23 protein-coding genes are annotated in these 24,661 nt (G+C 67.1%); 7 read left to right on the forward strand and 16 right to left on the reverse strand.

The genetic code is table 11. The features are described 5' to 3' along the window. Positions 1-26 precede the first annotated feature (26 nt). The 11 genes from ACFVJ3_RS30160 to ACFVJ3_RS30210 all read right to left on the reverse strand — a co-directional run bounded on the left by ACFVJ3_RS30160 (position 27) and on the right by ACFVJ3_RS30210 (position 11,297). Positions 27-1,211, reverse strand: coding sequence for a CaiB/BaiF CoA transferase family protein (locus tag ACFVJ3_RS30160; RefSeq protein ID WP_378455557.1), 1,185 nt, complete (start codon positions 1,209-1,211; stop codon positions 27-29). Beyond that, positions 1,212-2,183, reverse strand: coding sequence for an EamA family transporter (locus ACFVJ3_RS30165; protein WP_378455558.1), 972 nt, complete (start codon positions 2,181-2,183; stop codon positions 1,212-1,214). It abuts the gene before it with no gap. 5 nt (positions 2,184-2,188) lie between these two features. Continuing rightward, complete coding sequence (locus ACFVJ3_RS30170; RefSeq protein WP_378455559.1) at positions 2,189-2,974, reverse strand: enoyl-CoA hydratase/isomerase family protein; 786 nt, start codon at positions 2,972-2,974, stop codon at positions 2,189-2,191. A 116-nt stretch (positions 2,975-3,090) separates the two neighbouring features. Next, positions 3,091-3,948 (reverse strand): 1,4-dihydroxy-2-naphthoyl-CoA synthase, encoded by an 858-nt coding sequence (gene menB, locus ACFVJ3_RS30175; protein ID WP_378455560.1) that lies wholly within the window; start codon positions 3,946-3,948, stop codon positions 3,091-3,093. A gap of 104 nt (positions 3,949-4,052) precedes the next feature. Next, positions 4,053-4,811, reverse strand: coding sequence for an SDR family NAD(P)-dependent oxidoreductase (locus tag ACFVJ3_RS30180; RefSeq protein ID WP_005250876.1), 759 nt, complete (start codon positions 4,809-4,811; stop codon positions 4,053-4,055). A 45-nt stretch (positions 4,812-4,856) separates the two neighbouring features. Beyond that, entirely contained in the window at positions 4,857-5,780 is a 924-nt protein-coding gene (locus ACFVJ3_RS30185) for a hydroxymethylglutaryl-CoA lyase (RefSeq protein ID WP_378455561.1), read from the reverse strand. Positions 5,781-5,799: 19 nt separating this feature from the next. Next, positions 5,800-7,038 carry an acetyl-CoA hydrolase/transferase family protein gene (locus tag ACFVJ3_RS30190; RefSeq protein ID WP_378455562.1) on the reverse strand — a complete coding sequence of 413 codons (1,239 nt, stop codon included), beginning with the start codon at positions 7,036-7,038 and terminating at the stop codon, positions 5,800-5,802. After that, complete coding sequence (locus ACFVJ3_RS30195; RefSeq protein WP_378455563.1) at positions 7,038-8,231, reverse strand: thiolase family protein; 1,194 nt, start codon at positions 8,229-8,231, stop codon at positions 7,038-7,040. Before ACFVJ3_RS30195 ends, ACFVJ3_RS30190 begins: the two co-directional genes overlap by 1 nt. After that, positions 8,231-8,980 (reverse strand): SDR family NAD(P)-dependent oxidoreductase, encoded by a 750-nt coding sequence (locus ACFVJ3_RS30200; RefSeq protein ID WP_378455564.1) that lies wholly within the window; start codon positions 8,978-8,980, stop codon positions 8,231-8,233. The genes ACFVJ3_RS30195 and ACFVJ3_RS30200 overlap by 1 nt, the downstream gene beginning before the upstream one ends. Beyond that, the gene (locus ACFVJ3_RS30205) at positions 8,980-10,146 is read right to left on the reverse strand and encodes an acyl-CoA dehydrogenase family protein (RefSeq protein WP_005250871.1); all 1,167 of its coding nucleotides are present in this window, start codon (positions 10,144-10,146) and stop codon (positions 8,980-8,982) included. The genes ACFVJ3_RS30200 and ACFVJ3_RS30205 overlap by 1 nt, the downstream gene beginning before the upstream one ends. Before the next feature lie 71 nt (positions 10,147-10,217). Continuing rightward, on the reverse strand, positions 10,218-11,297 hold the full coding sequence (locus ACFVJ3_RS30210; protein WP_378455565.1) for an acyl-CoA dehydrogenase family protein: 1,080 nt from the start codon (positions 11,295-11,297) through the stop codon (positions 10,218-10,220). 165 nt (positions 11,298-11,462) lie between these two features. On the opposite strand from ACFVJ3_RS30210, the gene ACFVJ3_RS30215 reads away from it, so the two are divergent. Continuing rightward, positions 11,463-12,176 carry a FadR/GntR family transcriptional regulator gene (locus tag ACFVJ3_RS30215; protein ID WP_378455577.1) on the forward strand — a complete coding sequence of 238 codons (714 nt, stop codon included), beginning with the start codon at positions 11,463-11,465 and terminating at the stop codon, positions 12,174-12,176. A gap of 74 nt (positions 12,177-12,250) precedes the next feature. Here the strand turns inward: ACFVJ3_RS30215 and ACFVJ3_RS30220 are convergent, their stop codons facing one another. Then, positions 12,251-14,206 carry an AMP-binding protein gene (locus ACFVJ3_RS30220; protein ID WP_378455566.1) on the reverse strand — a complete coding sequence of 652 codons (1,956 nt, stop codon included), beginning with the start codon at positions 14,204-14,206 and terminating at the stop codon, positions 12,251-12,253. Positions 14,207-14,208: 2 nt separating this feature from the next. Then, complete coding sequence (locus ACFVJ3_RS30225) at positions 14,209-15,384, reverse strand: acyl-CoA dehydrogenase family protein (RefSeq protein ID WP_378455567.1); 1,176 nt, start codon at positions 15,382-15,384, stop codon at positions 14,209-14,211. A gap of 62 nt (positions 15,385-15,446) precedes the next feature. Between ACFVJ3_RS30225 and ACFVJ3_RS30230 the strand changes: the two genes are divergently transcribed. After that, entirely contained in the window at positions 15,447-15,896 is a 450-nt protein-coding gene (locus ACFVJ3_RS30230) for a MaoC family dehydratase N-terminal domain-containing protein (protein WP_378455568.1), read from the forward strand. Next, complete coding sequence (locus ACFVJ3_RS30235) at positions 15,893-16,309, forward strand: MaoC family dehydratase (protein WP_378455569.1); 417 nt, start codon at positions 15,893-15,895, stop codon at positions 16,307-16,309. The genes ACFVJ3_RS30230 and ACFVJ3_RS30235 overlap by 4 nt, the downstream gene beginning before the upstream one ends. A gap of 63 nt (positions 16,310-16,372) precedes the next feature. On the opposite strand, the gene ACFVJ3_RS30240 is transcribed toward ACFVJ3_RS30235, so the two are convergent. Both ACFVJ3_RS30240 and ACFVJ3_RS30245 read right to left on the reverse strand, forming a co-directional pair. After that, positions 16,373-18,052 (reverse strand): AMP-binding protein, encoded by a 1,680-nt coding sequence (locus tag ACFVJ3_RS30240; protein ID WP_378455570.1) that lies wholly within the window; start codon positions 18,050-18,052, stop codon positions 16,373-16,375. Between the two features lie 107 nt (positions 18,053-18,159). After that, the gene (locus ACFVJ3_RS30245) at positions 18,160-18,939 is read right to left on the reverse strand and encodes an enoyl-CoA hydratase/isomerase family protein (protein ID WP_378455571.1); all 780 of its coding nucleotides are present in this window, start codon (positions 18,937-18,939) and stop codon (positions 18,160-18,162) included. A gap of 250 nt (positions 18,940-19,189) precedes the next feature. Between ACFVJ3_RS30245 and ACFVJ3_RS30250 the strand changes: the two genes are divergently transcribed. Then, a complete protein-coding gene (locus ACFVJ3_RS30250) occupies positions 19,190-20,311 on the forward strand; it encodes a LuxR C-terminal-related transcriptional regulator (RefSeq protein ID WP_378455572.1) in 1,122 nt (373 codons plus the stop codon). Between the two features lie 82 nt (positions 20,312-20,393). After that, positions 20,394-21,287 (forward strand): LuxR C-terminal-related transcriptional regulator, encoded by an 894-nt coding sequence (locus ACFVJ3_RS30255; protein ID WP_378455578.1) that lies wholly within the window; start codon positions 20,394-20,396, stop codon positions 21,285-21,287. A 15-nt stretch (positions 21,288-21,302) separates the two neighbouring features. Here ACFVJ3_RS30255 and ACFVJ3_RS30260 read toward each other — a convergent pair whose 3' ends face one another. Next, positions 21,303-21,623, reverse strand: a complete 321-nt coding sequence (locus ACFVJ3_RS30260; protein ID WP_378455573.1) for a 2Fe-2S iron-sulfur cluster-binding protein — start codon at positions 21,621-21,623, stop codon at positions 21,303-21,305. Positions 21,624-21,967: 344 nt separating this feature from the next. On the opposite strand from ACFVJ3_RS30260, the gene ACFVJ3_RS30265 reads away from it, so the two are divergent. Further along, a complete protein-coding gene (locus ACFVJ3_RS30265; protein ID WP_378455574.1) occupies positions 21,968-23,290 on the forward strand; it encodes a cytochrome P450 in 1,323 nt (440 codons plus the stop codon). Positions 23,291-23,294: 4 nt separating this feature from the next. After that, the gene (locus tag ACFVJ3_RS30270; protein ID WP_378455575.1) at positions 23,295-24,524 is read left to right on the forward strand and encodes an NAD(P)/FAD-dependent oxidoreductase; all 1,230 of its coding nucleotides are present in this window, start codon (positions 23,295-23,297) and stop codon (positions 24,522-24,524) included. The last annotated feature ends 137 nt before the right edge of the window (positions 24,525-24,661 follow it).

Raw genomic sequence — 24,661 nt, forward strand, 5'->3', positions numbered from 1 at the left:
GGTCCGGACGTCAATGGCCCGGCGGGTCAGGTCTCTGCGGCCTCGCGCACCGCGCCCGAACGCAGCCACTCGGCGCTGCGGTCCGGGTCGATTCCCCAGTCGGTCAGGATCTCGGTGGTGTGTTCCCCCGGCATCGGCGGACGGCGGTCCACCGTGGCCGCCGTCCGGCTGAACCGGGGCGCCGGTGCCGGTTGGACGAGACCGTCGACGTCGACGAACGCGCCGCGGGCAACGTGGTGGGGGTGCGACGGCGCCTCGTCGACGTCGAGGACGGGCGCGATACACGGCGTCAGCCCCTCGGCGGCGTCGAGCCATTCCGTGAGTGTGCGGCCGCGCACGGCGTCGGCGAAGACCTTCTTCATCTGCGGCCACTGCGAGCGGTCGTTCTGGTCCGGCAGGTCGTCGGGCAGTTCCAGCAATGTCACGAGGTCGGCGTAGAAGTGCGGTTCCATCGCGCCGACGGCCAGCCACTTGCCGTCCGCGGTCTCGTAGGCGTCGTAGTAGGGGGCACCGCTGTCGACGATGTTCGTGCCGCGTTCGCCCCACACCCCGGTCTGCGCGAACCCGAAGAATGGCGTCGCGAGGAGTGCGGCGCCCTCCACCATCGACGCGTCGACCACCTGCCCGAGCCCCGAGCGTTGCCTCTCGAACAGCGCCGACAGGACGCCCAGCGCGAGAAGCATTCCTCCGCCGCCGAAGTCACCGATCAGGCTGAGCGGCGGGGTGGGCGGTTGCCCCTGGCGCCCGATCAGCGACAAGGCACCGCTCAGCGCCACGTAGTTGATGTCGTGGCCGACGTGCTGAGCGAGTGGGCCGTCCTGCCCGAAACCGGTCATGCGGCCGTAGATCAGCCCGGCGTTGCGTTGCGCGCAGTCGTCGGGTCCGATACCGAGTCGCTCGGCGACCCCGGGACGGAAACCCTCGATCAGGACGTCGGCGTCCGCGACGAGCGAGAGCACCACCGCGGCGCCGTCGGGATGCTTGAGGTCGACGGCGAGGGAGCGACGTCCGCGGTGCAGCAGTTCCGTGCGGAAGTCACCGTTCGGCCCCACCAGCCCCGAACCCGTGGCGCGATCCACGCGAATCACGTCCGCGCCGAGATCGGCAAGGAGCATGGCGCAGAACGGACCCGGCCCGATCGAACCGATTTCGATCACCTTCAGGCCCGACAGCGGCCCGGTGAACGAGCGTTTCGAGTCGTCCCGCACCATCTACCCACCTCCTGCCGATCTTTGGTCTGATAATAATACCTTGAAATCGTTCACGGAGGAATCCCCCCGACTCCGCGGCCGGGCGTGCGCACTGACGACCAGGACGACAGACATCAGTACGACGGCTCCCCCGATCATGAGGGCGGGAGTGACGGGTTCGGAGAGAACGACGGACCCGAGCGCCACGGCCACCACCGGATTCACATACGTATGTGTGGCCACCAGCGACAGCGGGGCGTGGTGCAGCAGCCACGCGTACGCGGTGAATCCGATGATCGAGCCGAAGACGACGAGGTAGCCGAACGCGCCCCACGCGCGGGGCCCAATCTCCCCGTCCAGCCGTTCACCCGTCGCCACCGAGGCGAGCGACATGGCCGCGCCGGCAGCCAGAAGCTGGTACGCCGCACCGACATACACGTCTCGGGGCAACCGGACCCTCGGCTTGATCCACGAGCCGAACGACCAGGACAGACTGGACAGCACGATGACGGCCACACCGACGACGGGGAGCCCGGACCGCTCGCCGCCGTGCGGCAAGAACAGGACTGCGAGACCGATCAGCCCCACGCCGACACCCGCCAACTCGAGCATCCGCGGGCGGTCACCGGCCAGCGTGCGGTAGAGGCAGATCCACAGCGGCACCATGGCGACGAGGAGCGCCGTCACCCCGGAGGGAACTCCATGCAGTTGGCCGACCGAGGTCAGGCCGTTGCCGCACGCGAGCAGCAGCACCCCCAGGAACGCCGCACCCGACGCTTCCCGCCGGGTGAGGCGCAGCCGCCGCCAGCCGCCGCGACAGGCCAGGAAGGCGGCCATCAGCGCGCCGGCAAGGAGGAACCGCGCACCCATCGAGCCGAGGGGCGGAACTTCTTCGATCACCAGGCGGATCGAGAGGTAGATCGATCCCCAGATCACATAGACGAGGAACAGGGCGAACGCGATCGCGCCCCTTCCGGCACGCCCGGACGACATGGCGTTCAGGAGAAGCGCGGGGCGCGCTTCTCCAGGAAGGCGGTGATGCCCTCCTTCGCCTCTCCGTTCTCGAACAGATCTTGTTCCTGGGCCACCTCGAACCGGAAGCCCTCCTCGAGCGGCGTGTCGAACGACGCGTCGACCGTACGGATGACGGCGCGCTGCGCGGGCAGGGACATCGTGCACAACTCGGCGGCGAGCGTCAGCGCGGCGTCCGTTGCGGCGCCGGCGTCGACGAGCCGGTCGATCAGGCCGATCGCATGTGCCTCGGCGGCAAGGACCTGACGGGCGCTGAGCATGATGTCCAGGGCGCGGCCGCGGCCCACGAGGCGCGGAAGACGCTGTGTTCCACCGGCTCCGGGAATCAGGCCCAGCTTCACCTCCGGCAGCCCGAACTTCGCGTCCGCTCCGCCGACCCGCAGCGTGCAGGCCATGGCGAGTTCGAGTCCGCCCCCGAGCGCGAGGCCGTCCACCGCGGCGATCGTGATGCGGTCGGCCGATGCGAGCCGGTCGAGCGCCCCACGGAGTCGATCGCCGTACGCGGTGAAGGAGTCCGCGTCCACGGACGACATGTGCTTGATGTCGGCGCCGGCCGCGAAGAAGCCCGGAATGTCGGAGCGGACGACGATCACCTTCACCGAGCCGTCGGCGTCCGCCGCGTCGAGCGCGGCGTTCAGCCCGTCGATGATCGGCACCCCGAGCGCGTTCGCCGGCCTGCGCTGCAGCGTGATCGTCATGACGCCGGCATCGACGTCGCTCCACGCGACTGCGGGCGTTGCGGTTTCCGACATGCACACCATCCTTCTCGGTCCAGTCCCATGTGAGTGGCAAAGTGCGCGCCGGCACACTTTGCCACTCACATGAGGTATTGAACTAACCATACTAATTGTCGGACCGAAATGGAAGGTCAGGGACGGCGCGGGAACTTCTCGAACTCCGGGCGCCGCTTGGCCTTGTACGCCTCCCGGCCTTCCTTCGCCTCGTCCGTCGAGTAGAAGAGCAGGTTCGCATCGTGGGCGAGCTGCTGAATGCCCGCCATGCCGTCCTCGGCCGCATTGAAACTCGCCTTCATGAGCCGGAGCGCGAACGGGGAGAGCTCGAGCATCTCGCGGCACCACTGCACCGTTTCCCGTTCGAGGTCGGCAAGCGGGACAACGGTATTGACCAAGCCCATCTCACGCGCCTGCTGTGCGTCGTACTGCCGGCACAGGAACCAGATCTCCTTGGCCTTCTTCACCCCGACCAGTTCGGCGAGCAACCCCGCGCCGTAGCCGCCGTCGAACGACCCGACCTTCGGGCCGACCTGACCGAACCGGGCGTTGTCCGCAGCGATGGAGAGGTCGCAGACCAGGTGCAGGATGTGCCCGCCGCCGATCGCGTAGCCGGCGACCATGGCGACCACCGGCTTCGGCAGGCGCCGGATCTGGATCTGCAGATCGGTGACGTGGAACCGGCCGACACCGCCCGCCTTGCCCGGCTCGGTGAGGTAGCCGGTGTCGCCGCGCACCCGCTGGTCGCCACCGGAGCAGAACGCGTCGGGTCCCTCGCCCGTCAGCACGATGACGCCGATCGAGGAGTCCTCGCGCGCGTCGACCAACGCCTCGGAGATCTCCATCAGCGTCTGCGGCCGGAACGCGTTGCGCACCTCCGGACGGCAGATCGTGATCTTCGCGATCCCGTCGCCGCTGTGCTCGTATCGGATGTCCTCGAACTCACCGACTGCCGTCCAGGACACGAAATCCGCTGTATCACCATAGTTCGTCATGTAGCGATCATAGGCACACCGATAACGATCGTTACCGACCGATCCTGCGAATGCCGAAGGTGCGGCCCGGAAACCGGGCCGCACCTTCCGAATCGATGTGCCCGTCAGGACATCGTCAGGCCACCGCTGACCGACAGGGTCTGGCCGGTGACGAATTCGGCCGCGTCGGACGCGAAGAACGCCACCGCGGCACCGATATCCTCCGCCTTCCCGAGGCGCTTCATCGGCACGGCGCGGGTCATGCCTCCGATCACCTTGTCGGCCTCCTGGCCCGAGCTGTCGGCGAACTTGCGGAGCGCGGGAGTGTCGGTCGGGCCGGGGCACACCGTGTTCGCGGTGACACCCTTGGTCGCGACCTCACGGGCGAGGGTCTTGGTGAAGGCGATGATGCCGCCCTTGGCCCCCGAATAGACGGCCTCGAGCGACGAGCCGACGCGGCCCGCGTCCGAACCGATGTTGATGACACGGCCCCAGCCGCGCTCGACCATGCCCGGGACGGTCGCCTGGATCACGCGCAGCTGGCCCTTGAAGTTGATGTCCAGGATCCGGTCCCAGAACGCCTCGTCGGTCTTCAGGAACGGCATGAAGTCGTCCCAGCCTGCGTTGTTCACGACGATCTCGACGGGGCCGAACTGCTCGGCGACCTGCTTCACCGCGGCCTGCACCGACGCGGTGTCGGTGACGTCGACGGGGACGGCGATCGCCTGGCCGCCGGCGTCGCGGATGCCGGCCGCGGTTTCCTCGGCGACCTCCAGGTTGAGATCGGCGACCGCGACGCGGAAGCCGGCAGCACCCAGTGCGTCGGAGATGCCCTTGCCGATGCCCTGCGCACCGCCTGTCACGAATGCAACTCGATTACTCATGTTCTTCTCCGTTTGTCTGTGTCGTGGTTCGAGGTTCGGTGGACTTCAGCGCAGGCTCGATGCCCACTCGATGGGGCCCGCGACGATCGAATGACTGGTGAGCTTGCGGCCGAGCACGCTCTGCGCTTCCCGGGCCGCGTCGATGACGCGCGGAAGGTCGAGGCCCGTCTCGACGCCCATTTCATGGAACATGCTCACCAGGTCCTCGGTGGCGATGTTGCCGGTCGAGCCTGCCGGAACGGGGCAGCCGCCCAGCTCACCGAAGCTCGATTCGAAGCTCGCGCAACCTGCTTCGAGGGCCGCGTATGCATTGGCGAGGCCCTGGCCGCGGGTATTGTGGAAGTGCGCGGTGACCTCCACGCCGGGTAGCCGGTCGAGGGCCGCCGCGAAGAACTGCGACGCGTACGCCGGGTTGCACATGCCCGTCGTGTCGCCGAAGCCGATCTCGGTGGCGCCGGCCTCCGCGAACCGTTCCGCGAGATCGAGCACGCGGGTCAGGTCGACCTTGCCCTCGAACGGGCAGCCGAAGGACGTCGCGATCACGGCGGCACAGTCGAGGCCTTCGGCGACGATCCGCTTGGCCATGACGTCATTGTCCGCCATCGTCTCGTCGACGGTCCGATTGACGTTCTTCTTGTTGTGGGTCTCCGACGCGCTGACGAAGATCGCGACCTCGTGGAACTTGTCGCGCACCTTCAGTGCGTTGTCGAGCCCCTTGCTGTTGGGGACGAGCACCATCAGCTTCGTCTCGTCGGGGACCTCGATGCGCTCGAGAACCTCGACGCCGTCGGCCAGCTGCGGGATCACATCCGGCCGCACGAAGCTGGCCACCTCGATCCGCGTGAATCCCGCCCGCCCGAGGGCGTTGATCAACCGCACCTTGTCGTCGGTCGGGATGCGTTCCGGTTCGTTCTGGAAACCGTCACGCGGTCCGACCTCCCGGATCTGAACCTTGTGGGGACGCGTCATGGCGTCGGCTCCTTTCCCCTCACTCCGTTGCGGATGCAAGGTCGTACTCCTCGAGATCGAATTCCAGTGTGGTGCGGTGCTCGGGGGCCGCAATGGCGATCATGCGCCGCGCCCGCTCCCCGAGGGAACACCCCCGCAAGGCCGCGACGCCGTGTTCGGTGACCACGAAGTCGACGTCCGCACGGGCGGTGGTGACCGCCCCGTACTGGAGGGCCGTCTTGATCGTCGACTCCCCGCGCGAATCCGCGCGCATCGCGATGATGGATCGGCCGCCGGTCATCGCCGCCGCACGGGAGAAGTCCACCTGACCCCCGACGGCGCCGGCGTAGGTCGTGTTGCGCAGCTCCGCGCCGACCTGACCGGTCACGTCGACCTCGATCGCCGAGTTGATCGACACGAACGACCGAAGCTGTGAGAGAACCTGCGGCGCATGGGTGTAACTCGCCGGTCGGAACGCCACCGGAAGTCCCGGCAGCCGGTCGTACAGCGTCGCCGTGCCGAGCGCGGCACCCGCGACGTGCAGTCCGGGGTCGATTTCCTTCCGCGCCCCGGTCAGCACACCTCGGTCGATCAGCCTGAGCGCCGCGTCGGAGATCATGCCGGAATGCAGCCCGAGGTCCTTGTGTCCCTCGAGAGCGGTGAGGACGGCGGACGGCAGTGTCCCGACGCCGATCTGGATGGTGTCTCCGTCCGCGACGAGATCGGCGACGTTCCGCGCTATCGCCAGTTCCAATTCCGCGGGCTCGCGGTCCGGCGCCTCGAGTAACGGCCGGTCGGTCTCGACCACCGCGGCGAACCGCGACAGCGGAATTTTCGGTGCGCCGAGAGTGACGGGCATGCGCCGGTTGATCTCGGCGATGAGGACCGGTGTGTGGTCGAGGGCGTCGGCGATGTAGTCGACACCGACCCCGAGCGAGCAGTTTCCGGCCGAGTCCGGCGGTGACACCTGCACGAACCCGACGTCGCACGGCAGGCGCCGTTCGGCGAACAGCCGCGGCAGTGCCCCGTAGTGGCAGGGCACGACCTCGAGACGGGCGAGGCGCCGCAGTTCGCCGAGGCCACCGTAGGAGACGACGGACAATTCGTCGGGCAATTCGCTCGTCAGCCGCCGATTCCAGGTGAGCCCGACGAAGGCTCGGACGGGGCCGATCGACGGCACCTGGTCGAGCAGGGCGTGGACGAGCGGGGTGGGTTCCGCGCTCGTCTGGCTCCACCAGATCCCGTCGCCGGGCCGGATGTGTTGCGTCAGGTCAATCATCAGTCGGTCCGCTGGATCAGGGTCGCCGTTCCCAGACCGCCGCCGCAGCACATGGTCACCAGGCCGATTTCGGCGTCCCGCCGCTCCAGTTCCGCGACGATGGTGGCGATGAGCCGCGCACCGGTCGCGCCGACCGGATGCCCGAGCGCGATCGCGCCGCCGTTGACGTTGACGCGGTCCATGTCCGGCTTCAGTTCCCGCTCCCACGCGAGGACGACCGAGCTGAACGCCTCGTTGACCTCGAACAGGTCGATGTCGTTCATGGTCATCCCGTTGCGCTCGAGCAACTTCCGGGTCGCCGGGATCGGACCGGTCAGCATGATGATCGGGTCCACCCCGACGGTGGTCTGATCGAGGATCCGGGCGCGGGCCCGCAGTCCGTGGGCGTCGACGGCCTCGCGGGACGCGAGCAGGACACCGGCGGCCCCGTCGGAGATCGGCGACGAACTGCCCGCCGTGATGCGCCCGTTCTCTCGGAACGCCGTCTTCAGGCCCGCGAGGCTGTCGAGACTCGTTCCGGGACGAAGGGTCTGGTCGGTGGTCCGGGTCTCGCCGGCGAGGTCGAGGGGGATCATCTCGGCGTCGAAGCGACCCGCCTCGATGGCCTCGGTCGCGAGGCGATGGGAGCGGACGGCGAACTCGTCCATCTCCTGCCGGGAGATCTCCCAGCGGTCCGCGATGAGTTCGGCGCTCTCGCCCTGGTGCACGAAGTCGTAGCGGTCGCGCAGCGCTTCCGGCCACGGGTCGCCGTACAGTTCGGAAATCTTCGCGGGCGAGGTGATCGGCACGTGTCCCATGTGCTCGACACCGCCGGCGAGGACGACGTCGTGGGTGCCGGAACCGACCAGGGCGGCGCCCATCTCGACCGCGGTCTGGGCGGACCCGCAGCGGCGGTCCAGCACCACGGCCGGGACCTCCGGCGGGTAGCCCACCTGCAGCCAGGCGTTGCGGCCGATGTTGCGAGACTGCTCGCCGAACGGTGCGGTGCAGCCGATCACGAGGTCCTCGACGACGGCCGGGTCGAGGCCGCTGCGTCGGATCAGGTCGGTGTAGACCGCGCCGAGCATGTCGTTGGGGTGGGTGTCGCGGAACCAGCCGCGCTCGGGGTGCGATTTGCCCATGGGAGTGCGGGCCGCTTCCGCGATGACGACCTCGCGCGCGGAGCGCTGGAAGGGGTTGCGCTTCTCGGCCATCAGATCACCGTTCCGCCGTCGACGGGCAGTACCTGGCCCGTGATGTAGGACGCGCCGTCGGACGCGAAGAATACAAAGCTGGAAGAGATCTCCTCCGGTTCCGCCCAGCGGCCCAGCGGGATTCGCGCGAGCGTCTTCGCGGAGAGCTTCTCGTTGCTGCGGATGTTCTCGGTCATCGTGGTGGCGGCGAGCGGCGCGATCGCGTTGACCGTCACCTGCTTCTTGGCGAGTTCCCGCGCCAGCGACTTCGTGAGTCCGATGATGCCCGCCTTCGCGGCACCGTAGTTCGCCTGCCCGATGGTGCCCACCAGGCCGGCGGCGGAGGTCACGTTGATGATGCGGCCGCTGCCGTCGGAAGGCAGGTACGGGAGGACGGCCTTGCTGCAGACGAAGCTGCCGACGAGATGGATGTCGACGATGCGGCGGAAGTCCTCTTCTTCGAGGTTCGGGAACATCGCCGGTGCGATGGCACCCGCGTTGTTGACCAGGATGTTGAGGGTGCCGCCGTTCAGCGCGGCGGCCTGTTCCGCCGCGGCGGCCGCCTGATCGCCGTTACGGACGTCGAGGGCCGCGGACTTCGCGGAACCGCCGGCCGCGGTGATCTCCGCGGCCACGGCCGCCGCGGCATCGCCGTCGACGTCGGTGACGAGCACCGCCGCACCTGCTCGCGCGTAGGCATGCGCCACCGAGGCGCCGATTCCACTGCCCGCGCCGGTGACGAGTGCGGACTTTCCGGTGAGTTCGAACATCAGTAGCTCCTGGGGAGGCCGAGGACGTGCTCGCCGAGGTAGTTGAGAACCATCTCCTGGCTGAGCGGGGCGATCTTGGTCAGGCGGGCTTCGCGGAAGTACCGGGCCACGTGATACTCCTCCGAATAGCCCATGCCGCCGTGAGTCTGGAGGGCGCGGTCGGCGGCCTGGAAACCGGCGTCGGCGCACAGGTACTTGGCCATGTTGGCCTCGCGGGCACACGGCTTTCCGTTGTCGTAGAGCCACGTCGCCTTGCGCAGGACGAGTTCTGCGGCGTCCAGGCGGGCGAGCGAATCGGCAAGCGGAAACTGCAGACCCTGATTCATGCCGATGGGGCGACCGAACACCTCACGCTCGTTGGCGTACTGGACGCCCCGGCGGAGTGCGGCCCGGCCGATACCGAGCGCCTCGGATGCCACGAGCATGCGCTCCGGGTTGAGGCCGTCGAGAATGTACTTGAAGCCCTTACCCTCCTCGCCCACGCGGTCCTCGACCGGAATCTCGAGGTTGTCGATGAACAGTTCGTTCGACGTGACCGCATTCCGCCCCATCTTCTTGATCGGGCGAATGTCGACCTTCGAGCGGTCGAGGTCGGTGAGGAACAGCGTCAGACCATCTGTCTTCTTCTTCGCGTCCTCGAACTTCGTGGTGCGGGTGAGGAGAAGGATCTTCTCCGACTCCATTGCCTTGGAGATCCAGACCTTGCGGCCGTTGACGATGTATTTGTCGCCCTCACGTCGCGCGAACGTGGTGATCCTGGTGGTGTCCAACCCGGCGCCGGGCTCGGTGACACCGAAGCAGACGTGCAGGTCGCCGTCGACGATCCGCGGAAGGGTGCGCTGCTTGAGTTCCTCGGAGCCGTGCACGATCACCGGGTGCATCCCGAAGATCGACAAGTGCATCGAACTCGCGCCGTTCATGCCGGCGCCGGAAGCGGCGACTTCCTCCAGCAGGATCGAGGCCTCGGTGATTCCCATGCCGTGCCCGCCGTACGCCTCGGGCGTGGTGATGCCGAGCCAGCCGCCCTTGGCGAACGCGTCGTAGAACTCGGTGGGGAACTCGTGCTCGCTGTCCTTCTCCACCCAGTACTGCTCGTCGAACTTGCCGGCCAGCTCTCGCACCGCATCTCGGATCGTCGCCTGATCCTCGGTCAGATCAAAGTCCACAGCACGTCCCGTCGTCGTTGGTTCCGTTTGGACTTAAGTTACTAAAGGACAGACCAAAAAGCAACGGTGGATCACCCGGCGACGGGCAACAGGGGCAGATCCCGCGCGAGGCGCTCGTTCCACACGTCCGGGCCGCCGAACAACTTCTCGTCGAGCTTGGCGCGTTTGTAGTAGAGGTGCAGGTCGTGTTCCCACGTGTAGCCGATCGCGCCGTGCATCACGAGAGCACTGTCGGCCGCCTGCACCGCATTTCGCGGCACCTGCGCCTTGGCGACGGCGGCGTGTATCGCACGATCACCGAGACCGAGATCGACCGACGCCGCGGCGAAGTAGGCAATGGAGCGGCCCGCCTCGACGGACACGAGAATGCCTGCCGCAGCGTGCTTCACGGCCTGGAACGACCCGATCGGCACACCGAATTGCTGGCGTTGCTTGCTGTAGTCCACGGCGAGATGCAGCATGCGATCCATCGCCCCGAGTGAATCCGCGGTTACCAGCACGGCCGCGCGCAGTCCGGCGTCCTCGAGTGCCGTGGCCGCCTCGATGTCGAGACGCTGTCCGGTGACGCCGTCGAACCGGACATCCGCGGCCGCGCGGGACGGGTCGAGGAACCGCCGCGGTTCGACCGTGACACCGGGATCGTCGACGCGCGCGAGGTAGAGGGCGGCCGTTCCGTCGGCGCCCGTCGCCGGGACGACCAGCAGTTTCGCGCGTTCGGCGCCGAGCACCATTGCGACGCGACCGGTCAGCGCGCCGCTCTCGTCGGCGCGCACCGAGTCGGCGACGCCGAACGGACGGGCCGCGTCGACGGCAACGGCCGCGAACCCACCCCCTGACAGCACGTCGGTGGCGACGTCGGCGGGCAGCAAGGGCGCCGCGAGGACGGACGCGGTCCAGGCACTCGACGGCGCGGCGTACCGGGCCAGCGCCTCGGCGGTCAACGCCAATTCGAGTAGACCACCGCCCTGACCACCGATGTCCTCGGCGAGGCCGGCGGAGAACCAGCCCTCCTCGACGAATTTCTGCTCGAACTCGGCAGGATCACCCGATTCACCCCACTTGCGGACATTCGCCGGAGCAGCGAACCGCCCGAGCCAGCCGTCGAGGGCTTCGGTGAACATTTCCTGCTCTTCTGACAGTTCCCAGCGCATACAACTGGCCCTCTCGATGAGACGAAGAATAGGCTGCAAGACGAACGCAGCGAGAACCCAATGGTATATTAGGTCTGACCGTTAGACCAGAGAGGGCGGGGAGCCATGCCATCAGCCGTGCCGAACACCACCCGGAACGGACGTTCCTCCATCCAGTTGACACCGATGGCGGTACCGAAGGCGTCGGACGTCCTCGCGAACGAGCTGCGCGAGCGCATTCTCAGCGGGGACTACGTCGAAGGCACACCGCTGCCGCCGGAGCGCGAACTCGTCGTTCAGACGAAGATGAGCCGCACCACCGTCCGCGAGGCCCTCCGCATCCTCGAGGTGCAGGGACTCGTGCGCATCAAGGCGGGCCGGGCCGGGGGCGCCTTCGTTCAGCGGCCGGGCGAACAGTCCATGGCGGACACGGTGGCCCTGCTCATCCGCGGTCGTCAGATCCGTCTCGCCGCACTGCTCGAGACCCGCGAGGCGATCGAGCCCTTCTGCGCCCAACTCGCCGCCCGCCATCGCACCGACGAGGATCTCGCGCGACTCGACGCCGCCAACGACGACATCGCGGGCGCAGGCGACAGCCTCGACGCGTTCCTTCAGGCGAACATCGACTGGCACGTCGCCGTCGCGAGCGCCAGTCACAACGAACTGTTGTCGGGTCTCATGATCTCGCTCTCGCGGGCGATCTATTCCGCAACCGAGAACGAAGGTTTCATCGACGACAAGGTCCGTGAAATCACCGTCCGGGCGCACCGCTCGGTCACCAAGGCCATTCGCGACAAAGACGCCGATGCCGCCGTGCGGCGCATGAGCAGGCACGTCCACTCGTACGCCGAGTCGATCAAGGACTTCGAGGAGCGCACCGCCATTCCTCTCGACGAATGAATGTCGCTGCAGCATAACTTCATCCACTAGCTACGAGGGCCCCACACCGTGCCGGTGTGGGGCCCTCGTAGCACTCACGTCGCCGAGTTGGCGATGACCACGGCGCGGATCTCGTCCACGGCCTCCGGATTCTCGGCACCCGACAGGTCACCCGGGTCGGCACCCAGGGCGGCGGCCCGCACCGCGCGCCGCAGGATCTTCGCCGACCGGGTCTTCGGCAGCCGCGTCACCCGGTGTACCACGCTGGGCGCGAACGGTTTGCCGAGTTCCGCGGCCACACTGGCGATCAACTCGGCCGAGATGTCCGCCGTGTCGCCGACCGCGTCTGCGCGGGGAACCCAGAACGCCCAGACCGCCTCGCCCTTCTTCGGGTCCGGGACACCGACCGCGGCCGCCTCGGACACCGCCGGATGTGCGGTGAGCACCGCCTCGACCTCCGCCGGTGCGAGACGCTTCCCGGCCACGTTCATCACGTCGTCCGAGCGGCCCCGGATGTACCACTGGCCATCGTCGTCGACGAGCGCGTAGTCGCCGTGCCGCCACATGCCGGGGAACGTCGACCAGTAGGCCTCCAGATAGCGTTCCTCGTCCTTCCACACCCCGCGCGTCATCGAAGGCCACGGTTGCCGGCACACGAGTTCGCCCTGTTCGCCGCGCAACGAGCGTCCCGCGTCGTCGACGACGTCGACGTCCATGCCCAGCGAGGGCCCGCCCAGCGAGCAGCTGTGGATCGGCTCCACCGGGTACGGCGCGAGGAACGACCCACCGACCTCGGTGCCGCCGGAGAAGTTGATGACCGGCACGCGCCCACCGAACACGTCCCGCGCCAGCCAGTCGTACGAATCCGGGTCCCACGGCTCACCCGTGGACCCGATCGTGTGCACCGAGGACAGGTCGTACCGCGCCGCGACATCCGTCTCCCGCCCGCGCAGGGTGCGGATCAGCGTCGGGGAGACGCCGAGCATCGTCACTCGATGCCGTTCCGCGAGCTGCCACAGCCGGTTGGTGTCCGGTACATCCGGGGAGCCTTCGTACAGCACGAGAGTTCCGCCGTTGGCGTGGGTGCCGACGATCGACAACGGGCCCATGATCCAGCCCATATCGGTGATCCAGCAGAACGCGCCGCCCGGCTTCAGGTCGAACGAGTACGCGACCTCGCTGGCCGTCTTGACGAGAAATCCTGCATGCGTGTGGACGGCGCCCTTCGGCTTGCCGGTCGTGCCGGACGTATAGGCCAGCGCGAACGGCTCGCCGGCATCCATCGCCTCGACCGGACCCGGGTCGCCGCCGTTCCCGAGGAGCTTCGCCCAGGAGATGTCGCGGCCGGTGGAATCCACAGGGATGCCGACGTTCTCGATCACGACGACCGACTGCACCGTCGGGCAGGCTGCCAGGGCTTCGTCGAGTGCCGGCTTCATCGCGACGGTCTTGCGACGCCGCACCGTTCCGTCCGCGACGATCACCACCTTCGCGTCCGCGTCCTGGATGCGGGACGCGATCGCACTCGGCGCGAATCCGGAGAAGAGCGGAACGAGGACCGCACCGAGCCGGGCGACCGCGTACACCGATACGACCGCCTCGGGGATCATCGGCAGGAACAGGGCGACGGCGTCGCCCTTGCCGACGCCGAGCTCACGCAGTCCTGCCGCTGCACGCTCGACGTCTGCCGCGAGTTCGCGATACGACAGGCTGCGGACGGTGCCGTCCTCGGATTCGTGTGTGACGGCCACCCGATCGGCGGAAACCGGGTCGGCGAGCCAACGCTCCAGACACGCGTCGACGACGTTCGCCCTGCCCCCCACGAACCAGTCCGGGTGCTCGATTCCCCGGGAGGTGTCGAGAACCTCGTGGTACGGCGCCTGGAACGGCAGGCCCAGGTCGCGGACCACCGCGTCCCAGTACCACCGCACGTCGGCGACGGAGCGGGCGCGGAGCTCGCCGAGGCCCGCAAGTCCGTGGGCGCGGGCGAGCCGGGTGACATTCGCGTTCTCGACGTAGTCGTCGGTGGGGTGCCAGGTGTAGTCGGACACGGTCAACTCCTCGGCATGTCGAGCATGCGCTCGGCGACGATGTTGCGCTGGATGAAGGTGGAACCGCCGGCGATGGCGGTGCCGCGGGCCTGGTAGGCGAGCCGTTGCCACCGCGCGGTCCGCTGCTGCTCCTCGTCGAGGGCGAATTGCCCGCCGACCGGTTCGAGGGACAACCGGAAGTCGGCCAGTTCCTCCACGAGGGGGCAGAAGAACAGCTTGCCGATCGAGGTGACCGGCCCCGGGGGCCCGTCGTTGGCCGCGAGTGTGATGACGCGCTGACCGATGAGGTAGTGGACGAGGGCCCGGCCGTACAGATCGGCGACCTTCTGCCGGATCACCGGATCCTCGCCCAACGGTCGGCCCGCGACGTCGGTCATCCCCGCGATGTCGGTGACGATGTCGTCGACGGCACGTTTCGTGTTGACGCGGCCCGTCGCGATCGCCACCCGCTCGTACGCGAGCGTGCCCATCGCGACCTTCCAGCCGCCGTCGACCTCCCCGACGACGAGGTCGTCGGGAATGAACACGTCGTCGAGGAACACCTCGTTGAACTCTGTCTCGCCGAGCATGTGCGCGAGCGGCCGCACCGTGATGCCCTGACTGTCCATGGGCACCAGGAAGAACGTGATGCCCTTGTGCCGCGCGCCGCCGCCGGTGCGGGCCAGCAGGATGGCGTGGGCCGCGATGTGCGCTCGACTGGTCCAGATCTTCTGCCCGTTGACCTTCCAGCCCCCATCCACCTTCGTGGCCTTGGTGCGGAGCGAGGCGAGGTCCGATCCGGCGTCCGGCTCGGAGAACAGCTGGCACCAGATTTCCTCACCGGTCAGGATGGGCCGGAGGAACCGTTCCTTCTGGGCGGGTGTCCCGAAGTCGATGATGGTCGGGCCGGCGAAATCCTCGCCGATGGTATTGAGACGCTCCGGCGCTCCCACCCGGTCCATTTCTTCGGTGAAGATGGCCTTGCGGATCGGGTCGGCGGCTTGACCGCCGTACTCCTGCGGCCACGACATCCCGCCGTAGCCGGCGTCGAAGAGCAGTTGCTGCCATTGCTGCCAGAACGGCACCTTGTCGACCAGATCGACCGGTTCCGGCCACGGCAGCGTCGGGACCGCCTTTTCGGCCCACTCCCGGACTTCTGCACGGAATGTGGCCTCGTCTGGGGAATCAGCGAGCTCCATTGCACCCTCCTCACGAATTTAGGCTCAATGATACTATAGGTCAGTCCAAAAAGGAGGCCTGGATGCCGGACACACTCCCCGTCGTCGTCGACCGCGTCGACTACGACGTCGAACGCGGCAAGATCCGCGAGTTCACGCGCGCAACCTTCACCACCGATCCCGTCCACACAGATCCGACCGCTGCGCGCGACGCCGGATTCGGCGACGTGCCGGCCACTCTCACACACACGGTCGTCGCCGGACACCAGCGCGACCAGCGCGCGTTCGTCGACGCGCTGGGCCTGGCGCTCGAACGCGTGGTCGTCGGTTCGGTCACGTGGACGTACCTGCGACCGCTCACTGCGGGCGACCACGTCGTCGGCACCCGCCGCGTCGTCGATGACGTGCAGCGAGAAGGCAAGCGCGGCGGGACGATGCGCGTCGTCACCCTGGAGACCGAGTACGTCGACGCCGACGGTGTGCCCGTGGTGCGACTCGAGGAAGTCCTGATCGAACGAGGAGAGCAGCGATGAGAACACCGGCGAAGGTCCGCGTCGGCGACGTGCCCGACACCCGGGTAGTCGGCCCGGTGAGCCAGACCGACATCGTTCGATTTGCCGGTGCGGGGGGCGATTTCAATCCTCTGCACCACGATCCCGAGTTCGTCGTCACGTCGGGATTCCCCGGCGTCATCGCGATGGGCCAGATGCAGGCCGGAGTTCTGGCGGGCTGGGTCTCCGACACGTTCGGCGTCGAGCATGTGCGCTCCTTCGGCGTGCGGTTCGTCGCCCCGGTCTTTCTCGGTGACACGCTGACCGTGGGCGGGACGGTCGTAGCGATCGCCGAGACGGACGGGAAGTCGCTGGCAGATGTCGATCTCGTCGTGTCCGGCACCAAGGGTCCGGTGGTCACCGGATCCGCGACCGTCGTCGTTGCCACGACCTGACCACCTGCTCATACCGCCGGAAAGGGGGCGAAGCCGATCGGCTTCGCCCCCTTTCCCGTTCGATCAGACGACGGCCCGCGCCTCGCGGTCGGCCTCGATCTTCGCGGCGATCTGCGCGCGCAACACGTGCTTCTGAATCTTGCCCGTCGCCGTCGTCGGCAACGCCTCGACGATCTCCAGCCGCTCCGGAACCTTCTGGATGGCGACGCCCTGCTCGACCAGATAGATCTTGATCTTCTCGAGAGTGATGTCGCCGTACCCGGGTGCGGGAACGAGGTAGAGACACACCGCCTCGCCGAGCCGCTCGTCGGGCATCGCGACCGCCGCGACACCGCGCACGGCGGGATGCGCCGCCAGGAGATCCTCGACCTGACGGACGCTGATGTTCATGCCACCGCGGATGACGATGTCCTTGGTGCGACCGGTGACGCGCACGTAGCCGTCCTCGTCCATCCGGCCGAGATCACCGGAGCGGGAGTATCCGTCCGGTGTGAACAGCTTGGCCGTCTCCTCGTCGTTGTGGAGATACGCGAGCATGTGCATGGCGCCCTTGTAGGCGATGTCGCCCTCCTCGCCGCGCGGAACCTCGTCGCCGAGTTCGTCGACGATCTTCACCGACTGCATCGGCAGCGGACGACCGTCCGAGGTGATCGACCGCTGGGGGTCGTCGCGCACCGTGCAACTGGTGGTGGTGACGTTCTCCGAGCGGCCGTACAGGCTGAGCACCTGCAGACCCGGGAACTGTTCGGCGGCATGGGTGACGAAGCTACCGGGGATCGGGGAACCGGCAGCGACCCACAGCCTCATACTGCCGATGTCGTGCACGGCGGGATCGTAGGCTTCCATGAGCATCTGCAGGAACGTCGTGGCACTGACCGCGACGGTGCACCCGCGTTCCTTGATCTGCTCCATTCCACGGACCGGCTCCCACACCTCGATGAGATGCGACGCCGCGCCGTGAATGAGCGGGAGGATGATGCTGGTGACCAGGCCGGTGGTGTGGGTGATCGGCGAGGGGCCGAACTGGATGTCATCGGGTGTGTAGGCGAATCCCTTGGCCAGCAAACGGGATCCACAGGCCAATGTGTTGAACGTGTGGATGCACCCCTTGGGCCGGGATGTCGTGCCGCTGCTGTAGACGATGACGAACGGCTCGTCGGGGCCGACGCCGGGGCCGAGTTCGGCGATGGCCTCCTCCGGGCTCACGTCCGCCGACAGCGACTCGAACGAAACCGACCGGTCCGGCAACGCGCCGGCCCCACGGACGACGACGACATCCTCGAGCGAGTCGACCACACCCAGGATCTCGGTGTACATGCCGGCGTAGTCGAACTTCTTGAAACATTGCGGCGTAATCGCCAGCCGGACACCGGCATTGTTCAGGATGTATTCGACGTCGTCCCGGCGGTAGATCGGCATGATCGGCACGAGGACGGCGCCCAGTCGCGACAACGCGACGGAGATGACCGCGAACTCGATCCAGTTCGGAACCTGCACCGACACGCGGTCGCCGGCAGTGATCCCATGACGCCGGAGACCGACCGCCAGGCACAGAGCCTTGTCCCGCAATTGCCGGAAGGTGATGCCGCCGCTGGTGTCGTCGGTCAGAAAGACGCGGTCGCCCCGCTCGGCGACCTGAGCCTCGAGCAGGCCGAAGAACGTGTCACGGTGCCACTGCCCGGTGGCATAGAACTCTCGGATCTGTTCGTCCGAATAGCGATCGGTGACCGATGCGAACGCCATGGGAGGCCTTCCTCTGAGCGCAGATGTGGAGAGGGAATAGAAACCCTGTGTTGGCCCTCACAATATAATGGTTGGACCGAAAGCGCAACGAGTTCCGATGCCGACCGTCATTGCATGCTCCATACGGGAGAACGCTTTTCACGAAAGGCAGTGACACCCTCGACGATGTCGTCGGTGGTGAACGCGAGAGCGAGCTGGGATTGCAGCGCCGAGAGGGCGTCGGGCAGCGACATGTCGCGGGTGTTGTTGATCGCCTCCTTGCCGAGACGCATGAGAAGCGGCGATTTACTCGCGAGCCGGCGCGCCCACTCCCGGACCTCCGCCTCGAAGTCTTCATCCGGAATCACACGATTCACGAGCCCCAGTTCGAGTGCGTCCGCGGCGGTGATGAGCTCGCCACACATCATCAGCTCGTTCGCCTTGAGCCGACCGACGTTCCGATAGATCAAGGCGGAGATCATGAACGGGAACACACCGACGTTGATCTCCGGGCACCCGAACCGCACCGACTCCTTGGCAAGCACGAAGTCGCAGGCCAACGCGAGCCCGAACGCCCCCGCAAGCACGTCGCCACCGGCCGCGCAGATCACCGGCTTGCCGAGGCCGCCGATGAGTTGGTAAAGCTTCGGGAAGCGGTCCAGTCCGGCATATTTCACAATTGTGGGGGTGTCGCTCGCGAACGCCTTGAGGTCACCGCCCGCCGAGAAGATCTTCTCGTGCGACGAGGCCAGGACGACAACTCTCACATCTTCGTCTCCGCGGGCGCGTTCGAGTGCCGCAAGAAGTTCGTCGAGCAGGTCGTCGGACAGCGCGTTGCGGGTTTCGGGGCGATCGAGGGTGACGACGGCGACGTGCTCGTCGACGTCGTATCGCACAGGGTGCGCCATAGTGCCGATCCTTCCAGTTTGGTCGTACCATTCGACCCTAGTACGGACCGGACGTCGGGAACAAGCACTCCTTCGAAGCACTTTCCCCGGAATGCGTGACGCAATTGGACTGACCATATACATTGATACCGAGGCTGCAGACGGTAGCGAACGCCCAGGTGACACCTTCTCTATACTGTGCGTTGTGTCACAGGGATGCGCGACGGTGTCGTCGCCGTCCGTGCGGCAGCCGCGGCGCAAGGAGTGGTGAGTGGTCATTTCGACGAGTTCGTTCGAGCTTGCCGAGCAGGCAGTTGCAGAGCTGCTGGAGCTACTCGGGAGCGAGCCGAACCTCATCCGCTTGACGGACGGCGAGCCGGATCTGACCGTGATCCGCGCGTTCGCGGCCCGGAAACTGCGGGAAGGCCTCGACTCACCCGAGCACGCCGTGCGCCTCGCGGAACTCGTGACACGACTCGACACCGCGAGCCGCGACGACATCGCTCGCCGACTACGCGTGCACACCGAGCAGTTCGAGGCGTTGCAGCAGGTAGTCCGCGCGATCGATGCCGGAGCCGACCAGATCGCCCGCATCGTGACGCAGGAATTGTGCACGAGCCTCGGATACGGCAAGGCGATGTTCTCCGTGGTTCGCGGTTCCACCTGGTCTCCCATCGCGCTAGCTGTCAATCCCGAGTTGACCGGCGACTTCCACGAACTCGTCACGGCGATCGACGGCCGGGAGATCTCGCTGCGCGAGGCGCCCCGCGAGGCCGAACTGGTCCGGCGCCGCCGACCGTATGCGGTGGACGGCGTGGACACCTACCGGCACACGTACCGCCCTCTCATCGATCTGTCGCGTCCTGCGGGATACCTCGCGGTCCCCGTCGTCGTCGACTCGCGTGCGGTGGCGATGATTCACGTGGACCGCCAGAGCGACAGCCTGACCGACACCGACGTCCACATCGTCGGAGCGCTGGCGGGTGTCTGTGCCTCGGTAAGGGAGCGCGCCGACCTGCGGCAACAGATCTCTGCGCGCAACGAGCACGTCGACGCCGAGATCCAACGGCTCACCCGGGCACTGCGACACCTCGAGGAGGCACCCGTCACGATGCCGGAACTGGCCACCTCCGAACTTCCCCGGGCGGGCACGTCGAACGACACTGCACAGGCAGCGATCGTTCCCCGAGCACACACGCTGACCGCTCGTGAGCGGGAAGTACTCACGCTGATGGCGACAGGAGCGACCAACGCGACCATCTCCCGTCGGCTGTGCATTTCCGACGGCACCGTCAAATCCCACGTCCAGCGGATCTTCAAGAAGCTCGGCGTGTCGACGCGAGCCGAGGTGGCGGCGCTGTGCGCCCATGCCAAGACGGTGAACGGTGGCTGACGATCCCCACGCCGAACCGCACCCGGGCGAGGACACCACCGACACCGAGCTCGATCGGGCCATCTCGGACACCCTCACCGAAATGCGCACGGCCACTTCGGAGCACGCCGTCGAACTCGGGAGGCGTCTGGTCGATCTCCTCGACCGCAGGAACGCACTCGCTGCGACGCGCACCGCCGACATCGGTGCCATCGCGAAGGGTATCGATCGCGCCGTCTCCGCACTCGACGACGCCGCCTCGAGTACGGAACTCATGCGGCGAGCGTGCGAGCGCGTCGCCGAACTCTGCTCCGCGGACAAGGTTGTCCTCTCACACCTCGACGGCGACCGGATCATTCCCGTCGCCTCGTTCAGCGCCGACCCCGGCACCGCGCCCGCGCTGCCCTCCGAGTTCGGCCTCCCGGCAGGTTCGCCCGAAGCGCACGCCCTCGAGACGAACACGGTCACGGCCGGTTCCCACGTTCCCGCCGAACTGCGAGAGGCGCTGCGCGCGAACGGCTTCACCATCGTGCCCGTCGTCGTCGACGGGACCGCTGCTGCGCTCGTCCACGTCGGGACACCGTTGGACGGGTCACGACGCCACGCCCTGGGAGTATTCGCCGAGGTGCTCGGCGGATGCTTCGAGCGGGTCGGGCTCGAATCCCGTCGCGACCGCCAGGACGTCCTCCTCCGGGAAAGCGCCCAGCGGTGGAGCAGTGACACCGAGTTCGACGCAGTGACCGCGCGAGGGTCTGCCGACCTCACGCCGGCCGGTGCCGAGCACCACGACGCCGAGCGGCGCCTGCTCGACCCGCTGACCGAACGCGAGGCGGACGTGGTCCGGCTGATTCTCACCGGGGCGTCGAACTCCACGATCGCCGCCGAACTGGTCATCACGGTCGACACGGTCAAGTCGCATGTGAAACGCATCCTCCGAAAACTCGGCGCCACCAACCGTGCCGAACTGATCGCGAAGTATCAGTCCTCCACCCGGTGACTCGGCCGGAAGGCGTCAGGCGTCCGAGGACGGCACGGTCACCGTGACGGTGTCCACGTCCGGCGTCAGCACGAGCTGGCACGCGAGGCGGGAGCACGGCTGGACGCCGTCGAGGAACTCGAGGAGGTCCTGTTCCTCCAACGTCGGCGCTTCGAAGGCCGGTGCGGAGTCCCCGTCCAGGTACACGTGGCAGGTGGCGCACGAGCAGCTACCGCCGCATTCGGCGACGATGCCGGGAAGGTTGTTGCGTACCGACCCGTCCATCACGCTCTGGCCGGCGGGGACGTCGACGGACGACGTCGAGCCGTCGGGGAGCTGGTATACGACGGTGGGCATGGCGATCTCCTTCGGATTGATCGGTGAACATCTGCGCGGACCGTCTCGCCTAGCGGGTTGCCGTCTCGGGGATCTGGCCGCGATCTGTACCGCAATTGTGTCGCGGGTCACTCATCGGGCACATCACCACTTCGGCGGATTACCCCCCTCCGGTGGGGTGAAGTTGCGCTGCAGAAGGCCTCCGACGACCGCGTGACCCAGCACACATACCCCGTTAGGTGGACAACTTTCGATCAATGGTGTGATGCCCCTCACTCTCGTGGCTGACAGGCTGAAGGCACTCCAGTCGGCGAGGGCGCCGCGACAGACGGCGCCGGAACTCACTGCACCACGAAGGGGAATTGATGAGCACTACAGAGCAGGTCACGGAACTGATTCCGGACGCCATCGCCCGTCAGATCGTTCTGCCGGAGGGTCACCGGGACAACGACGCGTTGTTCGAGGCCTACCGCTGGCTACGGGAGAACAACCCCCTGGGCCGCGCCGTGGTGGACGGATACGACCCCATCTGGTTGGTGAGCAAGCACGCAGACATCATGGAGATCGAACGCCAGCCCGACATCTTCACGAGCGCGGGCGGTGAGGACAAGGGCTCCGTCAACCCGATCCTGGCGAACCAGGCCGGCGACCAGTTCACCAAGAGCATCAACAACGGCAGCCTTCGCATCCTCGAGACCCTCACCTACCTCGACCCGCCGGAGCACACCGCGATCAAGGACATCGCGCTGGACTGGTTCCGGCCGACCAACCTCGCGAAGTGGGAAACGGTCATCCGCGACCTGGCGAAGGCCGCCGTCGGAAGGCTCCGCGAGACGGATGGGCGGATCGACTTCGTCAAGGACTTCGCACTCCACTACCCCCTGCACGTCATCATGAGCTTGTTCGGGGTGCCCGAGGAAGACGAGCCCCGCATGATGGCGCTGACGCAGGAGTTCTTCGGCACCGCCGACCCCGACGCCGCCCGTGAGGATGTCGAACCGCTCACCCCGGACGCAGCCGCGAAGCAGTGGGTAGCCACGATCCAGGACTTCTACGCGTATTTCGAGAGGCTGCTCCAGGACCGGCGCGCCAACCCCGGCGACGACCTCGCGACGATCATCTCGGTGGCGCGCGACGAGAGCGGCGAGTACTACCCCAACGAGGTGGCCTACGGATATTTCATCGCGATCGCGACCGCGGGGCACGACACCACGTCCAGCACCCTCGCCGGCGGCATGCTCGAACTCGGCCGTAATCCCGAGATGCTGGCGCGGGCGAAGGCGGACCTGGCGCTCGCGCCGCAGATCGTCAACGAGTCGCTGCGCTGGGCGTCACCGGTCAAGCACTTCATGCGTCAGGCAACGCAGGACTACACGCTCCGCGGTCGTGACATCAAGAAGGGTGACCGCTTCATGCTGCTCTACCAGTCGGGCAACCGGGATGCCGACGTAATTCCCGAACCCGACCGCTTCGACTACACCCGCAGGCCCAACAAGCACATCGCCTTCGGCTACGGCCCGCACATGTGCATCGGCCAGCACCTCGCGAAGCTGGAACTCCGCATCATGTTCGAGGAGTTGCTCCCCCACATCGAATCGCTCGAGCTGGTGGACGACACCAAGATGATCCAGACCAACTTCGTCGGCGGGCTCAAGAACATGCCCGTCCAGATCGAGTTCACCGGTTAGCACGATGACCACAGCACATTCGTCACCCACCGTGGTGATCGTCGGCGCCGGGCATGCCGGCGGCACACTCGCCGGCATGCTGCGGCAGCAGAAGTTCGACGGCCGAATCGTCCTCTGCGGCGAAGAGTCGCATCCGCCGTATCACCGCCCTCCACTGTCGAAGAAGTACGCCGACGACGAGTTCGTCCAGTGGCTCAAACCGGAAACGTTCTACGCCGACAACGCGATCGAGACGCTGCTGGGAGATCCGGTCGTCCGGATCGATCGCGACGCCCGAACCGCGACGACGGCGTCCGGCACAGTCCTCGAGTACACGACGCTCGTCCTCGCGACGGGCGCAGCGCCGCGAACGCTGACGCTGCCGGGAAGCGATCTCGAGGGTGTGCTCAGCCTGCGCACCCTCGCCGACGCCACCCTGCTCCGCGACGCCGTGCACACCGGATCGGCGCTCGCCATCATCGGCGGTGGGTACGTGGGGCTCGAGGTCGCAGCGTCGGCCCGCGCTCGCGGATGCGAGGTCACGGTCATCGAACGGGAGGATCGGGTGCTGGCGCGGGTCGCCAGTCCGGAACTGTCGACGGTCCTCACCGAGTTCCACCGGAACCGCGGAACCCACATCCGCACGGGCGCGGAGGTTCGGGAGATCACCGGGACGGCGGGTCGAGTCGACGGTGTCGTGCTCGGCGACGGAACCGAAATCCCCTGCGACCTCGTGCTGGTGGGTGTCGGCGCAATCCCGAACGACGCTCTGGCACGCGAATCGGGCATCGACTGTCTCGCGGGCATCATCGTCGACGGTTCGGCACACACCTGCGATCCGAACGTCCTCGCGATCGGTGACGTGACCTACCGCCTGCACGACACGCTCGGCAAGATGGTGCGGCTCGAAAGTATCCCCAGCGCAGTCGAACAGGCGAAGCAGGCGGCGGCGGTCATCATGAATGCGCCCCTGCCGCCGCACGAAGTGCCGTGGTTCTGGTCCGACCAGTTCGACCTGAAGATGAAGATGGCAGGGATGGTCGGTCCGGACACCCGGGCGGTCCTGCGAGGTAGCCCGTCCGACTCCTCCTTCGCCCTGTTCCACCTCGACAGCGACGGCATACCCGTCGCCGTCGAGACCGTCAACGCCGCAGCAGAATTCATGGCGGGCAAGAAGTTCATCGGAAACCGCACCAAGATCGACGCCATTGCTCTCGCCGATCCCGTCGTCTCGTTGCGGGAAGCCGTTCTCTGAGCATTTCGATTCCGGCCGGCCCTTCTCGGGCCGGCCCACAAGACATGGAGTATGTGACGATGGAAGCACTCGCAGCAGTCGCGAGAGAACCCCACACCGAGTTCACCCTCGAACCGATCACCATCGAGGGCCCTCGG

Origin of the sequence: Rhodococcus sp. NPDC127593, from assembly GCF_042671975.1 — a bacterium.
Taxonomy (GTDB): domain Bacteria; phylum Actinomycetota; class Actinomycetes; order Mycobacteriales; family Mycobacteriaceae; genus Rhodococcus_F.